Origin of the sequence: Saccharicrinis carchari (assembly GCF_900182605.1) — a bacterium.
GTDB classification, from domain to species: Bacteria; Bacteroidota; Bacteroidia; order Bacteroidales; family Marinilabiliaceae; genus Saccharicrinis; species Saccharicrinis carchari.
In genome coordinates, this window is the sequence record NZ_FXTB01000001.1 from 1,158,352 (window position 1) to 1,181,763 (window position 23,412).

The 23,412-nt window shown below is 41.4% G+C and carries 14 protein-coding genes and 1 other RNA gene; 6 read left to right on the forward strand and 9 right to left on the reverse strand.

The features are described 5' to 3' along the window. Positions 1-40: 40 nt before the first annotated feature. Both FN809_RS04160 and FN809_RS04165 read right to left on the reverse strand, forming a co-directional pair. Positions 41-1,642, reverse strand: coding sequence for a CTP synthase (locus FN809_RS04160; RefSeq protein ID WP_142532191.1), 1,602 nt, complete (start codon positions 1,640-1,642; stop codon positions 41-43). A gap of 134 nt (positions 1,643-1,776) precedes the next feature. Next, positions 1,777-2,976, reverse strand: coding sequence for a pyridoxal phosphate-dependent aminotransferase (locus FN809_RS04165; RefSeq protein ID WP_142532192.1), 1,200 nt, complete (start codon positions 2,974-2,976; stop codon positions 1,777-1,779). Between the two features lie 217 nt (positions 2,977-3,193). Between FN809_RS04165 and FN809_RS04170 the strand changes: the two genes are divergently transcribed. The 5 genes from FN809_RS04170 (at position 3,194) to FN809_RS17950 (ending at position 8,430) form a co-directional block, all read left to right on the forward strand. After that, entirely contained in the window at positions 3,194-3,721 is a 528-nt protein-coding gene (locus tag FN809_RS04170; protein ID WP_142532193.1) for a DUF7935 family protein, read from the forward strand. Positions 3,722-3,852: 131 nt separating this feature from the next. Then, complete coding sequence (locus FN809_RS04175) at positions 3,853-6,234, forward strand: GumC family protein (RefSeq protein ID WP_142532194.1); 2,382 nt, start codon at positions 3,853-3,855, stop codon at positions 6,232-6,234. Between the two features lie 6 nt (positions 6,235-6,240). After that, positions 6,241-7,251 (forward strand): UDP-N-acetylmuramate dehydrogenase, encoded by a 1,011-nt coding sequence (gene murB / locus FN809_RS04180; protein ID WP_142532195.1) that lies wholly within the window; start codon positions 6,241-6,243, stop codon positions 7,249-7,251. A gap of 87 nt (positions 7,252-7,338) precedes the next feature. After that, complete coding sequence (locus FN809_RS04185) at positions 7,339-7,845, forward strand: plastocyanin/azurin family copper-binding protein (protein ID WP_142532196.1); 507 nt, start codon at positions 7,339-7,341, stop codon at positions 7,843-7,845. Between the two features lie 213 nt (positions 7,846-8,058). Next, positions 8,059-8,430: a thioesterase family protein gene (locus tag FN809_RS17950; protein WP_246095435.1), complete on the forward strand. Its 372-nt coding sequence runs from the start codon at positions 8,059-8,061 to the stop codon at positions 8,428-8,430. Positions 8,431-8,623: 193 nt separating this feature from the next. On the opposite strand, the gene FN809_RS04195 is transcribed toward FN809_RS17950, so the two are convergent. Beyond that, the gene (locus tag FN809_RS04195; RefSeq protein WP_246095437.1) at positions 8,624-10,015 is read right to left on the reverse strand and encodes an exonuclease domain-containing protein; all 1,392 of its coding nucleotides are present in this window, start codon (positions 10,013-10,015) and stop codon (positions 8,624-8,626) included. A gap of 676 nt (positions 10,016-10,691) precedes the next feature. On the opposite strand from FN809_RS04195, the gene FN809_RS04200 reads away from it, so the two are divergent. Beyond that, positions 10,692-10,895 (forward strand): hypothetical protein, encoded by a 204-nt coding sequence (locus tag FN809_RS04200; protein ID WP_142532198.1) that lies wholly within the window; start codon positions 10,692-10,694, stop codon positions 10,893-10,895. A 152-nt stretch (positions 10,896-11,047) separates the two neighbouring features. Here FN809_RS04200 and FN809_RS04205 read toward each other — a convergent pair whose 3' ends face one another. The 6 genes from FN809_RS04205 to FN809_RS04230 form a co-directional block, all read right to left on the reverse strand. Then, on the reverse strand, positions 11,048-12,355 hold the full coding sequence (locus FN809_RS04205) for a YihY/virulence factor BrkB family protein (protein WP_142532199.1): 1,308 nt from the start codon (positions 12,353-12,355) through the stop codon (positions 11,048-11,050). A gap of 29 nt (positions 12,356-12,384) precedes the next feature. Further along, positions 12,385-12,757, reverse strand: an RNA gene (gene rnpB / locus FN809_RS04210) — RNase P RNA component class A. A 335-nt stretch (positions 12,758-13,092) separates the two neighbouring features. Then, positions 13,093-13,719 carry an SPOR domain-containing protein gene (locus FN809_RS04215; RefSeq protein ID WP_246095439.1) on the reverse strand — a complete coding sequence of 209 codons (627 nt, stop codon included), beginning with the start codon at positions 13,717-13,719 and terminating at the stop codon, positions 13,093-13,095. Between the two features lie 8 nt (positions 13,720-13,727). Further along, positions 13,728-15,728: an OmpA family protein gene (locus tag FN809_RS04220; RefSeq protein ID WP_142532200.1), complete on the reverse strand. Its 2,001-nt coding sequence runs from the start codon at positions 15,726-15,728 to the stop codon at positions 13,728-13,730. A gap of 102 nt (positions 15,729-15,830) precedes the next feature. After that, the gene (locus FN809_RS04225) at positions 15,831-16,769 is read right to left on the reverse strand and encodes a PorP/SprF family type IX secretion system membrane protein (protein ID WP_246095441.1); all 939 of its coding nucleotides are present in this window, start codon (positions 16,767-16,769) and stop codon (positions 15,831-15,833) included. Between the two features lie 50 nt (positions 16,770-16,819). After that, on the reverse strand, positions 16,820-23,412 hold a 6,593-nt coding region (locus FN809_RS04230; protein WP_185957433.1), incomplete at its 5' end, for a T9SS type B sorting domain-containing protein.

Here is a 23,412-nt window from a genome sequence, read left to right on the forward strand (position 1 = left end):
ATATTATTTTATATACAAATATATTGTTAGCGTAGTTGTTTTATCTGGTAATGGCTGCCTTTATAAAAGACATAAACAGGGGATGTGGATTTAACACGGTACTGCTGTATTCGGGGTGAAACTGAACGCCCACGTACCATTTTAAAGCAGGCACTTCCACAATTTCTACCAGACCCGTGTCGGGATTAATACCGGTAGCCATCATTCCGTTATCTTCAAACTGTTTCAAAAAATCGTTATTAAACTCGTATCTGTGCCTATGTCTTTCGCGCGCAGTACTGGAACCGTAAGCCTCATGGGCAATACTCCCTTCTTTTAGTGTACACTCGTAGGCTCCCAGTCTCATTGTACCTCCCATATCGGTCACATTTTTTTGATCTTCCATCAAATCAATAACCGGATAGGGTGTGGCATGATCCATTTCGGTAGAATTAGCATCTTTTAGCTCAATCACATCGCGGGCAAATTCAATTACGGCACTTTGCATGCCCAGGCATATGCCCATAAACACCATATTGTGCTCGCGTGCATAGCGTGCGGCATATAATTTACCTTCAATTCCCCTATTCCCAAATCCCGGGGCTACCAGAAGGCCATCGAGCCCCTTAAGTTTTGCCTCTACATTGTTGGCACATATGTTTTCGGAGTGAATCAGCTTTACGTCCACCTTACGGTCGTGGTGCGTGGCGGCATGTGTCAATGCCTCTATAATAGATTTATAAGCATCGGGCAGCTCTACATATTTACCCACCAAACCAATGGTTACCGTTTCCGTAGCATTGCTGAGCTTAGTTAAAAATTGCTTCCATTTTTTCAAGTCCGGTGCCGGGTCAATGGGCAGTTCCAACTTCTCCAAGCAGATCTCATCCAGGCCTTCCTCCTGCATTTTAACAGGCACTTCGTAAATTGTAGAAACATCAATAGATTGAATAACCGCTCCCGGATTTACGTTACAAAAAAGTGCCACTTTTTTCCGTATATCCGATCCAAGCTCATGCTCCGTGCGCAGCACCAGCACATCGGGCTGTACACCAGCTTCGAGCAGTGCTTTAACGGAGTGCTGAGTAGGTTTGGTTTTAAGCTCGCCCGAGGCCTTTAAATAAGGTACAAACGTTAGATGTATGTTAAGGGCACGATTACCCAACTCCCATTTTAACTGACGTACTGCCTCAATATAAGGTAAAGACTCTATGTCGCCCACCGTACCACCAATTTCGGTAATCACCACATCGAACTTATGCTTGGTGCCCAACAATTTAATATTACGCTTTATCTCATCGGTAATATGTGGTATTATCTGCACTGTTTTACCCAGATAATCGCCCTTACGCTCTTTGTTGATAACGTTTTGATATATTCTGCCGGTGGTTACGTTATTGTCCTGCGAAGTAGGAACGTTTAAAAAACGTTCGTAATGCCCCAAGTCTAAATCAGTTTCTGCCCCATCCTCAGTTACATAGCACTCGCCATGTTCGTATGGGTTTAAAGTGCCCGGATCGACATTTAAATATGGATCTAACTTTTGGATGGTAACTCTATATCCTCTTGCTTGCAATAACTTTGCAAGCGAAGCCGAAATAATCCCTTTACCTAATGACGAGGCTACTCCCCCTGTTACAAAAATATATCTTGTATCCGGCACTGTATTAATTGTTTAAATGAAACCTAAAATTCCTTTGAAAAAATAAAGCACAAAGGTAAAAATTAATGGGTAAATAAAAAGCACGCTTCTCTTATCAGTTATCAGTAAAGTTATCGCATGGTAACAACATCCTTTTATATTTTTCTTAATTTCTCCAAAGCTTTCTTAATCCTTTGCATGGCCTCCACTAATTGCTCGTCGGAAGCTGCATACGAAAAACGCAAACATTCAGGACTACCGAAAGCTGCACCCGATACGGTAGCTACTCCTCCTTTTTGCAAGAGGTACATAGCCAAGCTATCGGCATCATCTACCCGAAAATCCTCGTACGATGTTCCAAAATAACTATCTACTTGCGGAAAAAGATAAAAGGCTCCTTTGGGCACATTCACTTTCATGCCTTTGATTTCGCGCGCCATTTGCACCACCATATCTCGACGACGTAAAAATACTTCTTTCATTTTATGGGATGGTTCTTGTGTTTGTGTCAATGCGGCTGCGGCTGCCACCTGCGAAATGGCACATGCGCCCGATGTATACTGCCCCTGTAACTTATTACAGGCTCCGGCTATCCATTGCGGGCCAGCTATATAACCAATGCGCCAACCCGTCATGGCATAACCTTTGGATACCCCATTCACCACCACCACACGGTCGCGGACTTCCTCAAACTGGGCTATGCTCTCATGTTTACCTCCAAAGTTAATGAGCTCATAAATTTCGTCGGAAACAACAATAACATGGGGATATTTGGCAAACACATCGGCCAGGGCTTTTAATTCAGATTTGGAATATACACTGCCCGTAGGGTTGCTCGGAGAACTAAATAAAAATACTTTGGTACGTGGTGTGATGGCCTTCTCTAACTGTGCAGGGGTAATTTTAAAATCCTGTTGTAACCCGGCTTTTATAACCACATTTGTACCCTGAGCCAAATTTACCATCTCAATATAACTTACCCAATAGGGAGCCGGCACAATCACCTCATCGCCCAGCCCTACCAAGCTAAGTAAAACATTGGCAATGGACTGTTTAGCTCCATTAGAAACTACGATTTGCGAGGGTTCAAACAATAGCTTATTATCGCGTTTTAACTTGGCACACACCGCCTCACGTATCAATGGCAGGCCGGGAACGGGTGTATATTTTGAGTAATTATCGTCAATCGCTTTTTTGGCGGCCTCTTTAATATGCCGGGGTGTATTAAAATCGGGCTGACCTATACTTAGGTTGATAATATTATGACCTTGCGCTTGTAATTCACGACTTTTTTGCGACATGGCCAATGTGGCTGAGTCGCTTACATTGGCCAATCTTTCAGAAATATGTATCATAAAAATAAAGTTTTATCATGGAGGTTTTTTCCACGGTGAGGATTACCCAAATTAAATACCCTCCGTTGTGATATCGATAATCAAATTAGAATTTTAGTTATATATTGGTTCCTTGCCATTACACAATCGCTTTACAGGCTTGCAAATCATTTCAATTACCACTATTTTCACGGCATAATTTAATGATAGCGTTACAAAAGTAATATTTTCCCGGATTATGGAGGTTTTTCTTGAACTGATCAGATATACCGTGCCAAGCATGGTGATGCTTATTTTTACTTTGTTGTTGGTACGATGGTTTTTAAAAAGCGAAAATGATCGAAGGAAACAAGAATTACTTATGGGTCAGAATATGAATTCGTTACCTATGCGGATTGCGGCTTACGAAAGACTCACTTTGTTTTTGGAACGGATAAGCGCCGAATCTATCATTATACGCGAACAACCGCATGCACGTACCGTAAAAGAATTACAAGCCAACCTGCTAAAAGCCATACGTACAGAATATGAGCACAATATGGCTATGCAGGTTCATTTACCTCCCCGCACCTGGATGATGGTACGCAACGCAAAAGAAGAAATGATAAAAACGGTAAATATATCGGCCAACATGGTGAAACCGGGAGATGCCTCCATGGCACTCGGGAAAACAATCCTGGAACAATTTCCCAACACAGCAAATTATCACTTTAAAAAAGCGTTGGATAGCTTAAAAACAGATGTACAATCTTTTTATAACTTGTAAAATACAACAAACGTCCACCAAGCCCGTATTATAAAAAACCTGTGGGTTAAAGGTAATAACCGGCAGCCCAATGATTAATTCTCACGCAGGCTTAAACAACATCAAACTAAGTCAAAAAAAAATTTATTTACGTGCAAAAACATAGCGATAGCAACTATTCCCATTCAAAAGCACCGGTAACGGAAAGTACTATGCCGGATATTCGGAAGATATTTCAGCTATTTAAAAAAAACTGGTATTTTTTGCTCATATCTTTTCCATTGTTTACAGGATTAACATATATATACCACCGATATACTCCGGTTGTATACAAAGGTTCGGTAACCATAATGCTTAAAAGCGACGAAAAAAGAACGGTATCCGGAGCAGAGATCATTGAAGGGTTTGGTCTTTCGCCTGAAACAAAAAGTATTGAAAACCAAACCATTATATTACGATCAAAAAAAATAGTTAAACGCGCTATCGATAGACTCGATTTTGCTATTGACATATACAGCAACGGGGTTTTTAAAGATACAGATATGTACCAAAAAAGTCCTTTTGTTATAACCATGGACTCCTCCCACGTACAATTGCTGAATACCCCCATACACATTGAACCCATAGATGAATCGCGAGTAAAAATTAGTATAAAAACCGAAAATGCCACGCTGCACACCTTTGCCAACGAAAAAAACCAAGGTGCCAGTGGTGCCGTCACATACGAGAAAATTGTTAAAATAGGGGATTGGATAGATACGCCTTTTTGCAGGTTTACCATCCATACCTCCTCTGCTTTATCCTCCCAGGTGGGCTATTATTTTTATTTCAGATCGCACGACTGGCTGGCCGCCGCTTATCGGGGAAAGATTCAGGTAAGCCCCTATAAGGAGGGAAGCTCCATCATTTACATATCTTCAACGGGCACTAATCCCCATAAGATTAATGCTTTTTTAGATGCCCTGACCTTTGTGTATCTGGAACAAAGCCTGGAGCGTAAAAATGAAATTGCCAAAAGAACCATCGCTTTTATTGAAACACAACTTAAACAAGTGGCCGACACCTTGCGCCAGGCACAGCGTAAAATGATAGATTTTAAACGTAACAATGTGTTTAGCGCCCCTACCGAACTTTCAGAAAGACTTGCCGAACGTTACTTTGAATACGAAAAGCAACTGGGTTTGTTGCAAGTGAGCGAAAGCTACTACACCAGGCTAAGCAAGCACCTGGAAAGTGAACCGTTAAGCGATGATTATTTACTGCCCATATTTTCGATTGAAAGCAATGCCTTTGTTACTTCATTGGTTACCGAGCTCCTGGGTTTGCACAATGAGCTATCCCTGTTACAAGCACAAACCAACACCCATAATCCACTGCTGGCCGAAATGAATCAGAAAATAAATCTGAGCAAGCAAAACCTTTTAGTTGCACTACATAAAATACTAAAAAACGTAGCACTTGAAAAGAAAAAAATAAAAGATCAAATGTCACATTTGGCTGCAAGGATGAACGATTTGCCGGAAAACGAAAGATTGTTTTTAGATATAGAAAGAGATTACAAACTAAACGATGCCATCTATACCTTTCTGCTGCAAAAAAAATCGGAAACACAAATAACCAAAGCTTCCAATACACCCGACAATGAAATTTTAGATGACGCCAGTATTGTAGGTGTCGTATCGCCAAACAAATCAAAAAATAAGCAACAAGCCATTCTTTTGGCTTTCTTGCTACCCGTAGGTATCGTAGTTTTAAAGGAATATCTGAATAATAAAATCAGAGACCGGAATGATTTAACTTCCCTGGCACCGCGCACTACCATTTTAGGATATATACCTCAATATAAAGGCACAGGTAATATGGTGATTAAAGCCGAACCTTTATCGAGTACATCCGAATCGTTTAGGGCCTTGCGTACCAAGCTAAAGTATTTGACACCGGAAAACGGTAAGCTTGTTCTCACCATTACCTCTACCAATACCGGTGAGGGCAAAACTTTTTGCGCCCTTAATCTGGCATCCGCATTTGCCATTTCCGGAAAAAAAACGGTTTTGGTGGGTTTTGATCTCCGCAAGCCCAGACTTACAGAATTGTTTAGACACGAAAATGAACAGGGCTTGTCTAATTATCTGATAGGTCAAGCTCAAATAGATGAGATTATGTATCCGGGCGGTGCGGATAATTTTACCATCGTTCCTTCGGGCACTATTCCACCCAACCCCTCTGAACTCATATCCGGAATCCATACACAACGGTTCTTTACGGAAATAAAAGAGATTTTTGACGTGGTGATTGTAGATTCGCCACCCATAGGCCTGGTAGCGGATGCCCGTTTATTACTTGAATACAGCGATTGCCATCTTTTTGTTGTTAGAGCCAATAAAACGGTTAAAGAACAATTTAAACATACCCTTCAAAACCTTATGGATGATGAGGTACCTCCTACCGGCATTGTACTTAACGATTTAAATAGCAAAATAGGAGGTTACGGATATTACTCCGAGAAATATTATACCGACTCGAAAAAGGCATAAAAAAGAATGGTTATACAACATTACGCTTTAAAACCGCACAACACATTTCATTTTAACGTGTATGCCGATTATTTTTCGGCTCCCAAAAATAGCGATGAAATAATTCAGGTACTCACCAACCCGCTACTTCGTAAGCAGCCACTTTTTATTTTAGGTGGTGGTAGCAACGTACTGTTTAAGTCCGATTTTAAGGGATTTATTTTAAAGCCCGACATCCAATCCATCCGTATTATAAAACAAAACGAACAAAGCGTATGGGTAGAAGCCGGTGCCGGTATCGACTGGGACAGTTTTGTGGCCTGGAGTGTGGATAAGGGTTACTACGGCATCGAAAATCTTTCGTTGATACCCGGTAACGTTGGAGCTTCGCCGGTGCAAAACATTGGAGCCTATGGCACCGAAATAATGAATGTTATCACCCGGGTAAACGGTATTTTTTTAGACACTCTGGAGCCATTTAGCTTCACAAACAGCGCATGTGATTTTTCGTACAGAAACAGTATTTTTAAAAATAAGCTAAAAGGAAAAACCATTATTACCTCCGTTGAATTTGTACTTGGCAAGCAGGGAAAAATAAAAACGGATTATGCCGGTGTAAAAGAAGAGGTATTTAGGTTAGGCAAACCTACATTAAAAAATGCGCGGCAAGCCATTATTAATATCAGGGAATCCAAACTGCCCGATCCTGAATTAGTAGGTAATGCAGGTAGTTTTTTTAAAAACCCCGTTGTAAAAAGCGCGGTAGCCAACGCCATTGCTCTTGATTACCCTGATGCACCCATTTATAAAGTGGATGATCAATTTGCCAAAATACCTGCCGGATGGATGATAGAACAATGCGGGTGGAAAGGGAAAAGTATGGGTAATGCAGCAGTACATAAAAATCAAGCGCTGGTACTTATTAATAAAACCGGTAAAGCTACCGGTGAAGAAATGTTGGCGCTGGCACTGGAAATAGAAAGATCAGTTAAGTTGAAGTTTGGTATAGAGATAAATAAAGAAGTAAACGTGGTGTAAAATCATGCAACAACGGTTTGATAAAAATTAATTGTAAAACAATTTGAACCACAGTCTGTTTTATCAGTTAAACCAACATTAAAAAACATGAAAAAAATATTCTTAGCCTTAGCTGTAACTGTATTTATGCTATTATCCGCCTGTGGTGGAAGTCAAACCAAGGATAACAAACAAGCATCCGAATCTGCAAGCATGCCTACGACCGAAGTTTTGGAATCAGTAACAATCGAATTAGAAGGTCATGATAACATGAAGTATACCGGCGATACCAAAGTTAAAGTGAAAGCCGGCCAGAAAATTATATTGACACTAAACAATGTAGGTCAATTACCTAAAGAAGCTATGGGACATAATGTAGTAGTGCTGACTTTGGGAACTGATGTAGCTAATTTTGGCACGGAAGCTATAAAGGCCAAGGACGATGATTATATCCCTGCAAATTTAGCATCTTCCATTATTGCACACACTAAATTATTAGGACCGGGCGAAACTGATTCTATTACTTTTCGGCTCGATACCCCCGGTGTTTACGACTATATATGCACTTTCCCGGGGCATTGGGCAACAATGAGAGGAACAATAACGGTACAATAGTGGTCGTAAAAAACAATTTAGTTTAGTTTCATCCTTTGAATAAGTAATACCATTTTTATAAATTTTAAAATGGTGCTTGTCTGATCGCCCGTTTTTCCCAAACCCTTGAACAGACATTACCTATGTATAAGTTGCTAAAAAGCAGACAATTGAGTAAGTTTGAGGCAAACTAAGATAGCAGAACATATCTCTTATTAAAAACCAAATAAAATTATGACGCACTCACTTAGCCCCGGATTAAACTTATCGCAAAAATACACTATTACCGAGCAGGATTTGGCTTCCACATTAAAAACAAGCCAGGTAGCCTACGCCTCTACCCCATCGTTAATTGTATTGATAGAAAAGGTAATATGCACCTTGATACAGGATTTAATTGGAAAGGAAAAAACCACGGTGAGTGCCGAGATAAATATGAAACATCTAATACCTATGGCCGCCGGAGAGGAAGTTACCTGCTCGGTACATCTTAAGTTTGTTGAAGGCAATAAATTATTTTTTGACTTTGCCCTATTTACAACGGATGAAGATGTAGTGGCCATAGGAGCACACGAACGAGCTATTGTTAAAAAGGATGAGTATTGATGTATTAGATCGTTACAGGTTAGAAAGTAGAGGTTAGAGAGTTAGAAATTAGAGGTTAGAAATTAGAAGTTAGAAAGTAGAGGTTAGAGAGTTAGAAATTAGAGGTTAGGCTTGCTTACTAAAACCTTACTATCAATACATTAACCCATATTTTGGAACTTGAAAAAATGCGACATTGATTAGTTTATATCGTTTAAAATTTTCGCACGGTTACCTGCTTATTATCGTTTACAAAGCGGTTTATAAGTATTCGGGCATCCTGATTGTCGCTGTACAAAGTAATTCCCTGCACCACTTCGTCGAGCGAGCTGAAAGCGGCATCCTTAGCTACCCATCCAAAACCCATGTACCTGCCCTCTTTTACCACAACTACTGAAAGCTCGTCCACATCTCTACCTTTATCCGTCAGCAAAAAACTATCATATTTGTACCGCAGCAGTTCAATTAGTTCCTGCGCTCTGCTATTGTATTTATGGCATGGCTCCTCGCCAACGCAGGCACCTTTACAAATATTTAACTGGTACTGAAAACAGGCCGTGGCCGAGTCAGACAGTCCACATAGCTTTTGACACAATCCATATTCCTCTACTTTAGCAAACAAAAAGTCTTTAGCATTTTTCGCCGATTCAAAAGAGCTGATAGGGCTTATACGGCCATCGTTGCGGGCAATGTTAAAGCGGATATAGCCCTTTCTGTCGGTAAAGGAAAAGAGTCCGTAATGAAAGCGGTTTTTGCGTTGCGCTTTATTATATAAGGGTTTATTCTGTTTTATCTCGGCCGACTCCTTTAATAGAGCAAGTAGTTCGCTACCGGTAAGCTCATAATCCACATCGGCCACTTCCGCTTTCATTTTCTGCGCTTTTTGTGCCTTGGGATTACCTAAATGTGTAAGCACTCTTTGCTTAATATCCTTACTTTTGCCTATATATATAAGTTCAGCCTTATGGTTATACAAATAATACACTCCTGTTTTATGCGGTAGGTGAGTTAACTTTTCGACGTTCAGTTGTGGATGTAAACCTTTTATCGAAAAAAAATTATTTCCTTCCACAGGCAATAGTACACCCCCATTTTTCTTCAATAAAAGCTCAAACAATGCTACTGTAGCTAAAGCATCCCCCGCTGCTCTATGTCGGGCATTATTGGATATACCCAGTTTATCGCATAAATTACCCAAGCTGTAGGACGAATATCCCGGCATTAAATTACGGCTCAACTTAACTGTACATAGTGTTTCCCTTTCAAACGGATAACCCAAAGCCTCGAATTCGCTTTTTATAAAACCATAATCGAAAACCGCATTGTGTGCTACAAAAACGCTACCTTGCGTAATTTCAACAATACGTTTGGCTACCTCGTAAAACTTAGGGGCCTCCTGAACCATCTGGTTGCTTATACCGGTAAGCTGGGTAATGTAGGCCGGAATAAATTGTTCAGGATTAATCAAAGAAACAAACTCATCGACCACTTTTTTTCCATCGTGCAAATAAATGGCTACTTCGGTAATCTTACCCTTTTTAAAAGTCCCGCCAGTTGTTTCAATGTCGATAATGGTGTACATAACAGCCTTATAATTCTGATCCATTTAATATAAAAGCATAGCTGCCTTTTGTGGTAAAAATAGGAAAAAAATTATTTTAACCAGCAAAGATGTAAAACCGCTCAAATCGCTTGTAAAACTTTGGTTAACTTGAAAATTAATCCTATATTTGTTTTAAGGTATTACAAAGGTAAACCGCATCAGTTTGACCTAGATTGTTAAACTCAACACTATAATAGAACCGAGTAAAGCTGTCTGATCCAAAGGCGGGCCTCACCTTAGGGTTATCGTTCGCGATACGGAGGATTACTGCGGATCGGATGCACTCAAATCCTGTTTACAGGAGTTTAAATAATCAACTTCTGATGCGGCCTTCATAAAAGAGCTACCCACTTCGGTCGGTAGCTCTTTTTCTATTCAATACAAATGCAAGTCAGGGAGGTAAATAGCAAACAGATACATCCCTTGCACGGGCAGGCTGCCTTTTATTGTCTCTTTTATGTCTGCCGGTTTCCTGACTGCCAATGGTAGAAAACAGGGTCATTTACTTTCAATATATAACATACTTTGCAATTGGCTTTTCCGTCATAAAATCCAATCTTTTATACTTATCACTTCTCAATGTACCGCTATGTTATCCTGTTAGTATAGTAAGATGCCTATGCTCCTTTAAACGATAGGCCAAATATACTCCCCCACAACAGAGCAGCGGCGCAGGCATGTGCATACCAAGATAGGGGGCGGCCCGGAATCGGCCGTATATAAATTGACAGATAGCGGTGCCAACTGGGGAAAATTAACGGAGGATATACCCCCAGAAGACATGGGTGGCAGGGGAAATGAAATGCCTAAGCTACGAAAAATGATGGATGATTTAATTGCATCCCACACTCCCGGGCCGGATACCGGAATGGAAATGATTTGAGTGTGCAAAGTTCACAAAAGTTCAAAAGCTAGCGTTCGAGGTAAATACTGCCAAGCCAAATCAAGGTCTGGCGACGCCCTGCCTACTCAGGTATTGGAGAAACATAGAGCGCATCTTTACTTTGTCATGAAGCTTCAACAGAAAGTTAGATGCTACAAATCTTTTAGGAGAACGTTCTTTTCAGACTTATCGCGCAATTGCTTAAAATGATCCGCTACTTTTTTTACTTTGATTAAGCCTTCGGTTTCTTCAAAATGAAGGTTTTCACTTCCATGTTCTTCAATCATATTAAGTACGGTGCTCACCTGAAGTCGGTTTATATCTAAGGCAGGCTGAAAGGTTGCGGGCTCATTGGCGTCACCGGACACCTCCACCAATACCTTGCATTTCACCAGCTCAAATAATATCTCGTTAAGCAGTCGGATAGGCAGCTTCAGTTCTACTGATAACTCCATTGGCGTTAGTGGCTCCTTGCCGGCTTCAAAGCGTTTAACGGCATTATAACTCACTAACAAAGCCACCAGCTTTTTATATTCGGCACTTGCATTTTTAGTATCTATTTCAAACTCGTAACTATTTACGTTTTGCACCGAAAATGATATTTCGGCCCCAAACATTACAATGAGCCAACTGGATTGCATCCATATTAAAAACAGCGGCAACGCGGCAAAGCTTCCGTAAATGGCATTGTAACGGGATACTCCCACCATAAAATGAATAAAGTAATACTGAAGCACCTGAAACAGCACACCAGCCACCACACCACCTACCAAAGCCGAAAGAAAATTAACTTTGGTATTAGGCATAATCAATATTAACATGGTAAAAACAATACAGATAAGTACATAAGGCAGCGTGGATGAAACGATACGGCCAAAATAGCTGAGTGCGGAGTAATCGTTAAATGTACTCGATACGAATACTATCATACTACTGCTCGAAATCAAAAACAACAGGGCTACCAAAACCAAAGCAATATAATCGGTAAACCTGCGTGCAAAATTACGCGCCCGTTTTACTTCCCATATATCATTAAAACTCTGTTCAATATTACCCAACATCTGCATTACCGACCAAAACAATATAACCAGTCCCACACCTATGATTATTCCGCTCTTGGTGCTTTTGATATACATCTCGGCCAAACGTAGTATGTACTCGAGCACTTCTTTTTGACCTACCATTCTATTGCTTAACTCTTGTTTTAAGGTTTCGTCGAAACCGAAACCCAGCGCTATTCCATACAACAGAGCCATCAGCGGCACTACCGACATGAGGGAGTAAAAAGTTAATGCCGATGCTTTTTGCTGACATTTATCTTTAATAAAACCCTTGACAGATAAATAGAGAATTCGAAGTATATTTATGATGATAGAATGCGGACGTGAGAGCTCCACTTTCTGGATCCTCCACATATCCTCGGTGAGATATTGAATAATTTTTGAGAAAGATTCTTTCATTATAAATTACTTGAAAGATAAAAGAAGAAAAAAATAGCAAGTCGATAAGCCGGGTTCTGTCACTCATACATGAGCGGTCTATCATTTGTCTATGCTTATTATTGCTAATAAGCTAAAGCAACCTACCCCTCACAATTGCTTTCGCACCAAGGCGGACCACCCTGTATCTTCCGAAATTGTGATATATTTGGTCTTGCAATCCATTAGTTGCACGGCTACCTGTGTTACCACAAGTACCGGTGGGCTCTTACCCCACCTTTTCACCCTTACCGAACCGTAGTTAGGCGGTTGTTTTCTGTTGCATTACTATACCCTCACGAGTATCTTCCCGTTAGGAAGCATGGCGCCCTGTATTGCCCGGACTTTCCTCCTCAATTAAGCGGCGATAGACTGACTTGCTATTGGTGCAAATGTAATAAAAAACGGTGAAAAAGAGCGCAGAGTGTAAAAACCAATTACTGCTAGTTTTTTGTTAATATTGATAGGCTTGGCAAATGTGCCGTCCCATACGGGACTGGGTTTCTCTTTGGCAGGAATAACTATCCACAATACGTACCCAGCGGCACGCGATGTATCAGATTCACATAATCATTGCGTAAAACAATTGTCCTCAGAGTCTATCCCGATCTTCTAAAAAATTATGTAACGCTGTGTAAAATAATTTCATTAATGGAGCTTTGGCCTATCTTCATTCCTAGCCCAGGACTTACACCTCCTTTTTATCACCTATGTTTCTTCTATTCTATTTGATAGGGTAAATACGCATCCAGCTCTGCCACATAGGCATCCTTATATCCTATGGCTTTGATATTGGCCAATTGTGCTACGGCATCTTTATACGAATAACTCCCTACGGTATAGCGATAGATCTTATCTTTTAAATAAAATTCTTTCACATCCTCTACACCTTTAAAATGGCTGAGGTACACCGGAAATCTAAATGCACTTAATTGTATGGTGTAACGTTTGTTAGGATCAGGTTTAAAACCCCGCTTTATTTTATTTTTGAGTTGATATTTTGCCGTGTTCACAACAAAAGCCTCTACATACCCCAAATCTTTATAGTACACGAGCTCATTTTTGGCTTTGGCATAGGTAGGGAAAGTACCCACGGTATAACGCACATAACCATCGGCACATGAAAACTCACGCGCCTGCTCAATATTGTTAAAAAAAGAGGGTTCGCCTGCAGGATATTTTAATGCTATAATCTGTATGGCGTAATCGTCAGTTTCGGGTACGGAAGATACGCTTACAATGGTTTTTGAAGTTCGCAGAGAAGCTAACTTATCCTTACGCTGCTGTGCCTGCATCCCCGTTAAACAAACAAGCCATATTAAGGCTAAAATACAATTCCTTTTCATCTCTATCCTTATTCTTTAACTTTCCAAACAATTACTTCTATTCGCTTGTTTTTCTGCTGTTCCTCTTCGCTACAGAGTACACCGCGCTTACACCTGTTAACGATATAACGTTCGCCATAACCACGTGGTATAGTTGATTCTTCATCTACTCCTTTATCCTGTAGCATTTGCTGCACCTTTTCGCCCATTTTTTGCGTTTTCAACAGGTTATCGTATTTACTGCCCCTGGCATCGGAATGAGTATTCAGCTTAACTACAATCTGCGGATTACTTTGCAGATAGCCAGCCAGCCTCTCCAAAGTTCTTTTACTTTCTTCTAGCAGCTCGGTACCGTTATAGTACAGTATCATTCCACTAATGTCGTCGAGTACGGTATCGTTGAACATTGGGGTTAGTGCTATTCCGTTTTGGTTAATATCATTAATCTCTGAAATATCCACTATCATTCGTTTTGGGTTAAACTCACCCTCCTTTGTAAATACCAGTTCAAATACTTGCCCCTCTTTTTTAAACTTATCGGGGATGCTGATATTAAAATTACCTTTCGCATCCGAAACCGCTGTACCTATAAGCGTAGCGCTGTTTTTATCTAGCACCTGAACCTGAACCCCTTGTGCTACTTCATTGTTAAAGGTAGATTTTATTTTAGCAGCTACAGCCATTGGAAAAACAGATAAGTTGCTTGCTGTTTCTGCTGGTTCCTCTTTCACCTCCGGTAAGGCCGCTATTTCTATCACATCACCCACCTCCGGATTGTCCTGTTGAGTTTCTTCCTTTTCTTGTTGCAATAGTTCTACATAAAATATATCGTCGTTGGCTCCCCTTCTATTACTCGACAGAAAACCTCTGCTGGGGTCTTTGGGGTTGATGGTATAAGCAAAGTCATCTTTAGGTGAGTTAAAAGGTAGCAACAGATTTTGCGGTTTTTGCCATTTGCCATTTTTAAACTCCGATTTAAAAATATCCAAACCACCATAACCGATATGGCCATCGGATGAGAAAAACAACTCATTGGTTTTGTTAATAGAAGGAAACTCCTCGTTTCCATAGGTATTAACTTCGGGGCCCAGGTTACTCATTGTACCGTATGCTCCACCCCTTAGTCTTTCTACCTTGTAGATATCTTTGCCGCCATAGCCCCCTTTTTTATTCGATACAAAATACAAAAACTTGTCGTCGGGAGATACCGCCGGCATAACACAATCATAATCGATGCTGTTAAAGGGAAGCTCCTCGGATTTACCCCAATCCTTACCATCGTATTGTACTTTAAATATTTTTAGTCTGTTCCCTCCTTTAACCCTAACGGCCAGGGTGTAGTACATCGTGTTGTAATCCGAAGTAAAGGCAATGGCGCCAATATGATATTGAAATTGTAGTTTTTCTGAAAACAGGCGCCCCTCTTGTATCTCATGGTCTATCAAATCAGAATAATAAAGATCTAAAAAAGCTTTTCCGGTTTTATCGAGGTTTTTATTATTGGTATCTTTTGGAGCCGAAGAATATACAACGCCATCCTTATAGTAAACCGTACCAAAGGATTGGCCGGCGGTATAAATAGCAGATGGAATAACCCGCACGTTCTGATCCATTTCGGCATGCTTAACCGCCCATTTACAAGCCGCTATTAAGTCATCCACCTCATCTACTCTTACGCCATCGGCTTTGGCCATTTGGTAGTATTCTATAGCCATTTCGTAACCACCTTCTTTTTGCAGTGTTTTGGCAAAAGTTACCAGATCGTTGCCGGAGAGTTCGTCCATTACTTCGCCAAAAGTATTGAATGCACTTTGCGTATCATTTAGCTCAAAATAACAGGTAGCTATTTTTTTGGTAACATCGGTATTAATTTCTTCGCCTTCTTCCTTGGCTTGGGTATACGATAAAAGTGCCTGATAATATTCGCCTTTATGATAAAGTTTATCGCCTTTTTTTACATATTTGCCTTGCGCCGACAAAATATGGCCGGCCACAAACATCAATAAAAAAATTATATATCGAATTTTCATGATACAAAGATATTAATTCTATAATCAGAAAGCATGCCCTGTTTATGTGTTGTTTACAGGCACAAAGGGTTAAGGGTTACAAATAATTGAGTAATAATTCGTTTAAAAATATCTGATCGATCGCATACCGGCTCTTTTGTTAAAGGTAAAATCGAACTGGATACCTATTTCATGTGATCCATATTTGGCATATTTATTTATGGAACTCAGCGCGTAATCAAAGGAATAGCGTACGGTAAACTGGCGGTTGATAACATATTCCGATAAAAACACCATCTCCGAAACGGAACGGTACGAAAGTCCCAACCAAAGGGCATCGGCAACCAGCACATTGGCCGAAACATCGAATTGCAGTGGTGCCCCATAAACTTCCCTTAGCAGCAACGTTGGCTTAATCTTGACACCGTCCCAGTCAATTACGTAGCCTCCATAGAGATACATGTGCATATTTTTTAGGTCGAGCGTATTTTTATACGTTTCTTCCCCTTCGTCGAAATTATTGGAGAACATTTTGGGTACGGAGAAACCGGCAAAATAATTTTCGCCATAAAAATAAGTTCCAAAACCCACATTCATCCCGAGCTTGGATTCCTTTCCATTAAAAAGCGGATCGCCAAACTGTTCGGTGATAGCCTTGTTGCCATCGTACACACGTGAACTGACACCAAGTTGCAAGCCAAAAGAAAGAAATTTTTCACGATCGATCATCAACTTGTAGGAAGCCGCTGCCATGGCATCGAAATTATTGGAGAAACCAATATTGTCGTTCATTATGCTTACCCCAACACCCAGGTTGGTATCCTCGATGGGACCATGCACGTTTAAGGCCTGATTCATGGGAGCACCATCAAAACCCACCCATTGGCTACGGTGTATCAACAGTCCGCTTATAACATCGCGTGTACCGTTATACGCGGGGTTTAACAAACCCTGGTTGGCAATGTAATGGTTAAATTGCACCATGTCCTGCCCGTAGACAGCACTTGTGGCCAACAGCAAAATAAAACTAATAATTGCTTTTTTAAATGGCATATATATCATGGTCAGTTCAATTATTCAACAATTGTATTTAATGCTCCCCTCACAGTGGGTTATCTGCGTAACTCTATATATCCGTTGTATTCTTTAGTTTCTACCCTGTCACCTATATTCACCTCCACCTTGAACACATAGAAATATGTACCGTTTGGCAAGTCGCTGCCAATAGAAAACATACTGGCCTCGGATGAGGTGCCGTCCCACCAATTACCATCCTCACCATAGGTGGTGTCTTTGGAGCGATATACCATGGTTCCCCATCGGTTAAAGACTTCGAGTGTTGATTTAGTTGCTGTCACCCCATTTTTATTGATACCAACAATTCTAAAATAATCGTTAAAGCCATCCCCATTAGGCGAAAAGGCATTAGGTATTAAGAATGTTTTATCCTCCTCGATCTCTTTGTTCCCAGCATAAAAATAAACCATAGCCGTATCTGTACGATACATGTAATCAATATTCCGTATGACGTACCTTACTGAGTCGAGGCCATAAAAATTAGGCAGCTTTTCGTAAGTTAATGCACCGCTTATGGTATCTATTGAAGCTACACCAATAGTTTTAACAGGATTTCCTTTTTTATTAAGCACAACATTATTTAAGCTATCCACGAAGCCTTCCAACAATGCGAATCGTATATTGCCTTGATTATCTGAATCCTGAACAATATCTACCGATTGATTTAGGATGTCGTTTGTGTGGACTAAAATACTGCCTGTGAGCGCTTTATTTTCAATGCTAAGACTATCATCGATCGCAATAAGCGGTGAATCAAAGAATTTAACATTATCTGCTACAGAGGCACTACATCCTGTAACGGGATTCGTTGCCATCACTTTATAGGTTCCGCCGGAAAGGATTTCAATATCATCGAACACAATAGCACTTCCATCTCCTTGACGAATCTGACCATAAATTGTGTTTGTGTCCCATCCTTTGTATAATGTATAATTTATACCTGTTTCACTTCCATCCATGGTTACAAAGTCGCCTACATAACAATCTCCTGCATCGGGTTTAGTACAGGACAATAAGTATGTTGTGTCTGGCAATGGATTTTCTATAACCTTAACGGTATCTTCACTTATTAACTCACAACCAGTAGAATATAATATTGATTTTACGATATACTCTCCACCGGTTAATTGTTTTGTGTAAAGCTGCTCGCTATTGTTACCTACAATAACATCGAGGGCATTTTCCATGTCCATTAGGTTATGAAGCAGGTATGCTACACCCTGTTGCGAATTTTCAATTCCAATTCTTAATCCTTCGTCGCCTTCACAATAAGAATCCTTTCCTTTGGTAGCAGAATCTGAGCCAAATTGGGTGAAGGTTACAAACTCATCCGGTGCATTATTAAACTCAACACGCACTGTTCCCATGGAAACATCGCATGCGCCGCTGTTTGACATGGCGATTACTTCATATATTTCGGAACTTCCGGCCGGTTCGTTTACCGTCCACCAAATAGAATCTCTAACGGCTCCTGTAATCGTATCTAAAATATTGCCTACAGTAGATTGGATACGATAATTTCTTCCGGGATCGAATCCCTGGAGATAGATCATAGCCTCACCACCACAAACCCTTTCGTTATCGGCTACAAGCTTATGCATAGCAGGTAGGGGTTCCAATAATATGTTCACTAAATTACCAGCATTGGCTAAACTTACACATGCATCACCACCTCTTGACTTGTGGATGGTATATACACCTTCCGGGACTAAATCAGGGAAAGCCAGTTCTTGTGCTGTACCGCTTGCATTTGTTCCTGTTACCTCCGATATTACCGTACCACTGGCATCCTTCACCTGATAAGTAACATCTAACTCATTATCCGTAAGCCTGAGCTCAACCCCCTTTTCACTTCCACAATACGTTGTTCTCACTGTTGGATCGATGATTTGATCTAAAGGTGCGGGACTTTCTGCCACTGTAACGCTTCCATTCATATTTGAGGTACAGCCTTGATCGCTAATGGCCATGAATGTATAAATTCCTTCCTGGTTCACTTTATATTTAAGTGAATCCTCATCTGTCCTTCCGGGTATCTGAGCCAGAATACTCAAGCTACCTGAACCATCGTCCAACTGGAGTCTGTAGGTAAAGTCTGCTTCGGATTGAACCACACCCAACATAGCACCATCGTTTGTCAAATCACATGTTGCACCCGATCCGAACATCGCAAAAGCTACTGGTAAAGGATTCACATTCAGGTTTACCCTGTTGGCCATTTCTGTATCGCAAAGTCCATTACGAGCCATCACGTAGTACTCACCTTCCTCGATGGCCTCGTTAAATTGTATAGCATTACCCGTACCGCTTATTGTTTGCAATGGCGCAAGATCGCCTGCTTTCCAAAGCTCATAATCTACGGCTACTTCGGTAGCAGCCAACCCAAATTGTACACCCGGGTCGCCGTTACAAATTTCGCCCGAACCGGTAACCTGTTGTTTGGTAATCGCACCTGCTACATCAACTATAAGCGTAGAAGAAGCATAGATAGAGCATCCTTCTTTGATAGCTTGCACCCCATAGGTGGCATTAGCATCCACTACACGTTCAAAACCTACATCGTTTCCATCCCCGGTAATGCTTGGAATACCTATGGCAGGATAATAATCGGTACCCACTTGTTTTACAAGCACGTAGGTTACACCAAGTTCGGAGCTTTCAACATACAATGAATCACCGTTATCACAACCTGTTCCAGGATCTGCCAGCAAAAGTGCCACATCCATAGGCAATGGTTTTTCGGTAATTGATATGGGGCCGTTTAGCATGGTTGAAGTACATGAGGTTATTCCATCCGTACGCTGGGCTATAATATTATAGTCGCCCGTGGCATTAATTGTAAACTCAAGCCTGCTGTTGTTGCCATTTTGCCATGTGCCTCTGTTGCCTGAGTTAATTTCTTCCCAGGTATATTCCACATCGGCTTCCGAATCATTCATGTAAATCATAGTTGATTCACCGGTACAATATTCGTTTACATCGTTATAAATTTCATATTCGCTAGGTAAAGGATCTATTACCACTTCAATTGTATTGGCCATCGGAGTTGAACAACCCACCATGGGCACGGAAGCTTCCACCGTATATATACCTTCGTTACTCAATGGCCCGGAAAATATGAGTGGAGCTGCCGGCGTATCAATGCCGATCAGCATTTCGATAAAATTACCATCGCGGTATAAACGATATTCAATATCCTCTTGCTGTCCGTCGATGCTAATGGTAATACCACTTGCGCCTTCACAATAATGGCCGCTTGTATTATCCATTGCATTATCGGTAATCAAATTAAATTGAGCCGGTACAGGTACGGTGCGCACATCTGCGTGCCCGGTCATAGGGAACTGACATCCGGAAGCGGACTCTACACGGACTGTGTAAACCCCCTCGGCTGTAACTGTGCCAAATGAAATCGGTCCGTTTACACCCGGTACCGAAACTCCGGTATCTGCACCATCTAAATATAATTTGTAGTTTACTGTGTTATCCAGCGATCCGTCTAACTGCAATTCAACCCCGGCACCACCGGCACAATATCTTCCATCGGTAAGGTCGGTTGGATCGGCAGGATTTACTACTGAAAGTTCAAAAGCTACTTCCGCAACGTCACTAACAATCTCGAAGGAGCCATCCATCATTTTGGTACATCCGGTAATATTATCCTCAGCCTGGATGGTATAAAAACCAACAACGAGGTTAGCGGTAAAATCAATTGACGAACCTGTTCCTATCTGGCTGTCAACTTCCGTTCCACCAACCAGTAATCTATAAATAAAGTCCGGTTGTGTTCCGGAAAGGGTAATATCATGTCCGGCACCACCATTACAACCGGTTACCGGGCTACCACTTGGTGAGCTGAGTGTATAACTATCAGGTAAAGGATTTTGTGTAATAGTTTGTGGGCTATTTAACATACTAACAGGCGCATCAGGCAAGCCATTGTAAAATGCTATGGCCCTATACGATTTGCTGCCATCTATATTAACATGTTGCCATCTCAAATCCTCCGTTCCGGTGTACTCAATAGTATCTATGGCAACACCTGTAAGATCATCAACCAAGGCATACGACACACCAACTTGCGGATTACCAACCAGATAGATGTAAATATCCTCGTTGCTATCCGAACAATAGGCTGAAGCACTGGTTTCTAATGTTAAAGGTAATACACCATCATAAACAGTAAGGTTGATGCTTGCCGTTGATACACAATTATTTCCATCATATACATCCACACTCACCACATCTCCATCAACCAGTGCATCCGTATTATAGGTGCTGGTTATGCTACGGGATTGTTGTACAATATTATTTACCGAGAATTCATATTCAGTTCCGCCGCCACCGGTAAAAGTGAGCATTGTTCCACTAATAACCGTATTTGATGGCGATACATTTAATGTAGCAATCGGCAATGGATTTACCGTAGTAATAATTTCAGCTGTATTGGCACCGCACGATGAAGTACTGTAACTTACACGTGCCGAAACTTTTTGTGCATCTGTTAAAACCGATGTAACATAAGTATCGTTGGCATCCGGTCCTTGAACAGGATTACCATCAAGGAACCATTCAAACACATCGCCGCCACTCGCTGTAAAGGTAACTTCGTCGCCGGTACAGATGATATTGTCGTTGTCGGAACTTATAATACCTACTACAGGTATTGGGTTTACCTTTATTATAATACCCGCATGAGATGCCGTACAATTAGATGCATCGGTAACCTGAACCGTTACGTTGTCGTTGTCTAATAATGTAGTAGTTTTGTATTCATGTTCAACACCGGGACCTTGCATTGATATTCCATTCACAAAAAACTCATAAGCTACACCGCCTGTAGCAGTAAAAGTAACTTCTTCAGTTTCGCATATGGTTGTTTTATCCGCAGTTAATCCCGCTAAAGGCACACTAATGGTAACATTGACTGCAGCACTTAAAACACTACAATTATTACTGTCGAACACTTCTGCTTCCACATTAAAATCCGCGGTTGAAGAGTGGGTAAAGATATTGGAACCCTGAACGCCTTGCGCTATACCGTCGACATAAAACTGATATTGAAAGGGTCCGGTACCTCCTGGAGTGGCTGTAAAAGTTACCGTTTCGTTTTGGCAAACCGTAGTTTTTGAAGCCGACAAGTCGGATGTAGGTAAAGGATTAACATTAATGGTTAATGCGGTAGAATTACCGAAACAAGTACCGGCATAGGCAATAACGGAAATATCATCGCCATCGTTAATGGTATTAATTGCTAAAGTATTGGATACATCATCTTGCAACACCTCGGTTCCATTTCGCATAAAAACATAGCGGCTGAAACTTCCCGGCGATGCTAAAAACTCCATTTGGTCACCTGCACAAATTGTTGTTCCACCCGGACTCGTGATGGATAGCGTGGGTACCGGATTGTCAATCACCGTCATGGTAATACTGCCTGATGTATGCGAACAAGTTGTGTTTACATCAGTAACAACAACATATACCTGATCACCGTTCTGCAGATCAGAAGTGGTATAGGTTATATCCGTGCCATTTTTTACGGAAGAATCATTTCCTCCTCGTATGCGATGAAAATCGTATGAGTAATTACCCGACCCATCTGAACCGGAAGCATTAAATGTAACCGCTGTTCCTCCACAGATGGTCGTTAATCCGGGCGCTGGCGCACTTACGCTTATACCTGATGTTACCTGATTAACCACTAGGTCGGTGGTGGCTGTTGCCTGACAAGTGTTGGCATCGGTAACCGTAAGTGTGTAGGTTCCGGCATCGGTAAGAGATACTGCACTAAGCGAAGGATTTTGTGCAGCACTGGTAAAACTACCCGGTCCTGTCCACGAATAAGTGACCATACCATTTGGCAAAGCCGATAAGGTAACATCCTCACCCAAACAAACCGGACCATCATTACTTGCTGCTGCAATCGGGAGAGCTTGAATCGTTACTGCTACTGTTCCTTCGTCACTAAAACATCCTGACAAATCTTCTACAGTAACACCGTAAGTAGCAGCATCTGATATGGCTGCCGATGCAATAGTTAGGGTACTTGCATTTTCACCCGCTACTATGGTTCCATCCTTAGTCCATACGTAATTTACATAATTACCACTTCCTCCTGCCGCTGTAGCAGTCAAGGTTAGCGTTGTGCCATCGCAAACAGGCGCATTGTAGTTTACGGAGATGGTGGGGCGCTCCGTTACAAGCACCGTTTCGGTGGCTGCTAAGGTACTCGAACAACCCAGGTTGTCGGTTACCGTTACAGTATAATCGCCCGAAGCCGCCAGAGTAGCATTAGCCACCGTAGGATTCTGTGTGCTGGAGGTAAAACCATTAGGGCCCGTCCAGTTAAAAGCGGTATAGGTTCCTGAACCGCCCGCAGGGCTAGAAGTGAGGTTTATGGCCGAACCCTCGCATACGGGGCTGTTACTGCCAGCTGTTATGCTTGGATTGGCATTGATCGTCACCGTAGTGCTTATGCTTTGTTCACAGGTATTGCCGTCGGTGACGGTAAGCGTGTAAGCGCCGGCATCGGCCATGCTTACATTGCTCAGCACCGGGTTTTGCAGATTGCTGGTAAAACCGTTGGGACCGGTCCATGCGTATGTTATACCGGCAGGGCCACCCG

What these genes read in the sequence shown, in the direction of transcription:
- FN809_RS17950 (WP_246095435.1), top strand. Translation starts at nt 8,059, where the DNA reads ATGACGCACTCACTTAGCCCCGGATTAAACTTATCGCAAAAATACACT.
- FN809_RS04185 (WP_142532196.1), top strand. Translation starts at nt 7,339, where the DNA reads ATGAAAAAAATATTCTTAGCCTTAGCTGTAACTGTATTTATGCTATTA.
- FN809_RS04165 (WP_142532192.1), bottom strand. Translation starts at nt 2,976, where the DNA reads ATGATACATATTTCTGAAAGATTGGCCAATGTAAGCGACTCAGCCACA.
- FN809_RS04205 (WP_142532199.1), bottom strand. Translation starts at nt 12,355, where the DNA reads ATGAAAGAATCTTTCTCAAAAATTATTCAATATCTCACCGAGGATATG.
- FN809_RS04220 (WP_142532200.1), bottom strand. Translation starts at nt 15,728, where the DNA reads ATGAAAATTCGATATATAATTTTTTTATTGATGTTTGTGGCCGGCCAT.
- murB (WP_142532195.1), top strand. Translation starts at nt 6,241, where the DNA reads ATGGTTATACAACATTACGCTTTAAAACCGCACAACACATTTCATTTT.
- FN809_RS04170 (WP_142532193.1), top strand. Translation starts at nt 3,194, where the DNA reads ATGGAGGTTTTTCTTGAACTGATCAGATATACCGTGCCAAGCATGGTG.
- FN809_RS04195 (WP_246095437.1), bottom strand. Translation starts at nt 10,015, where the DNA reads ATGGATCAGAATTATAAGGCTGTTATGTACACCATTATCGACATTGAA.
- FN809_RS04225 (WP_246095441.1), bottom strand. Translation starts at nt 16,769, where the DNA reads ATGATATATATGCCATTTAAAAAAGCAATTATTAGTTTTATTTTGCTG.
- FN809_RS04215 (WP_246095439.1), bottom strand. Translation starts at nt 13,719, where the DNA reads ATGAAAAGGAATTGTATTTTAGCCTTAATATGGCTTGTTTGTTTAACG.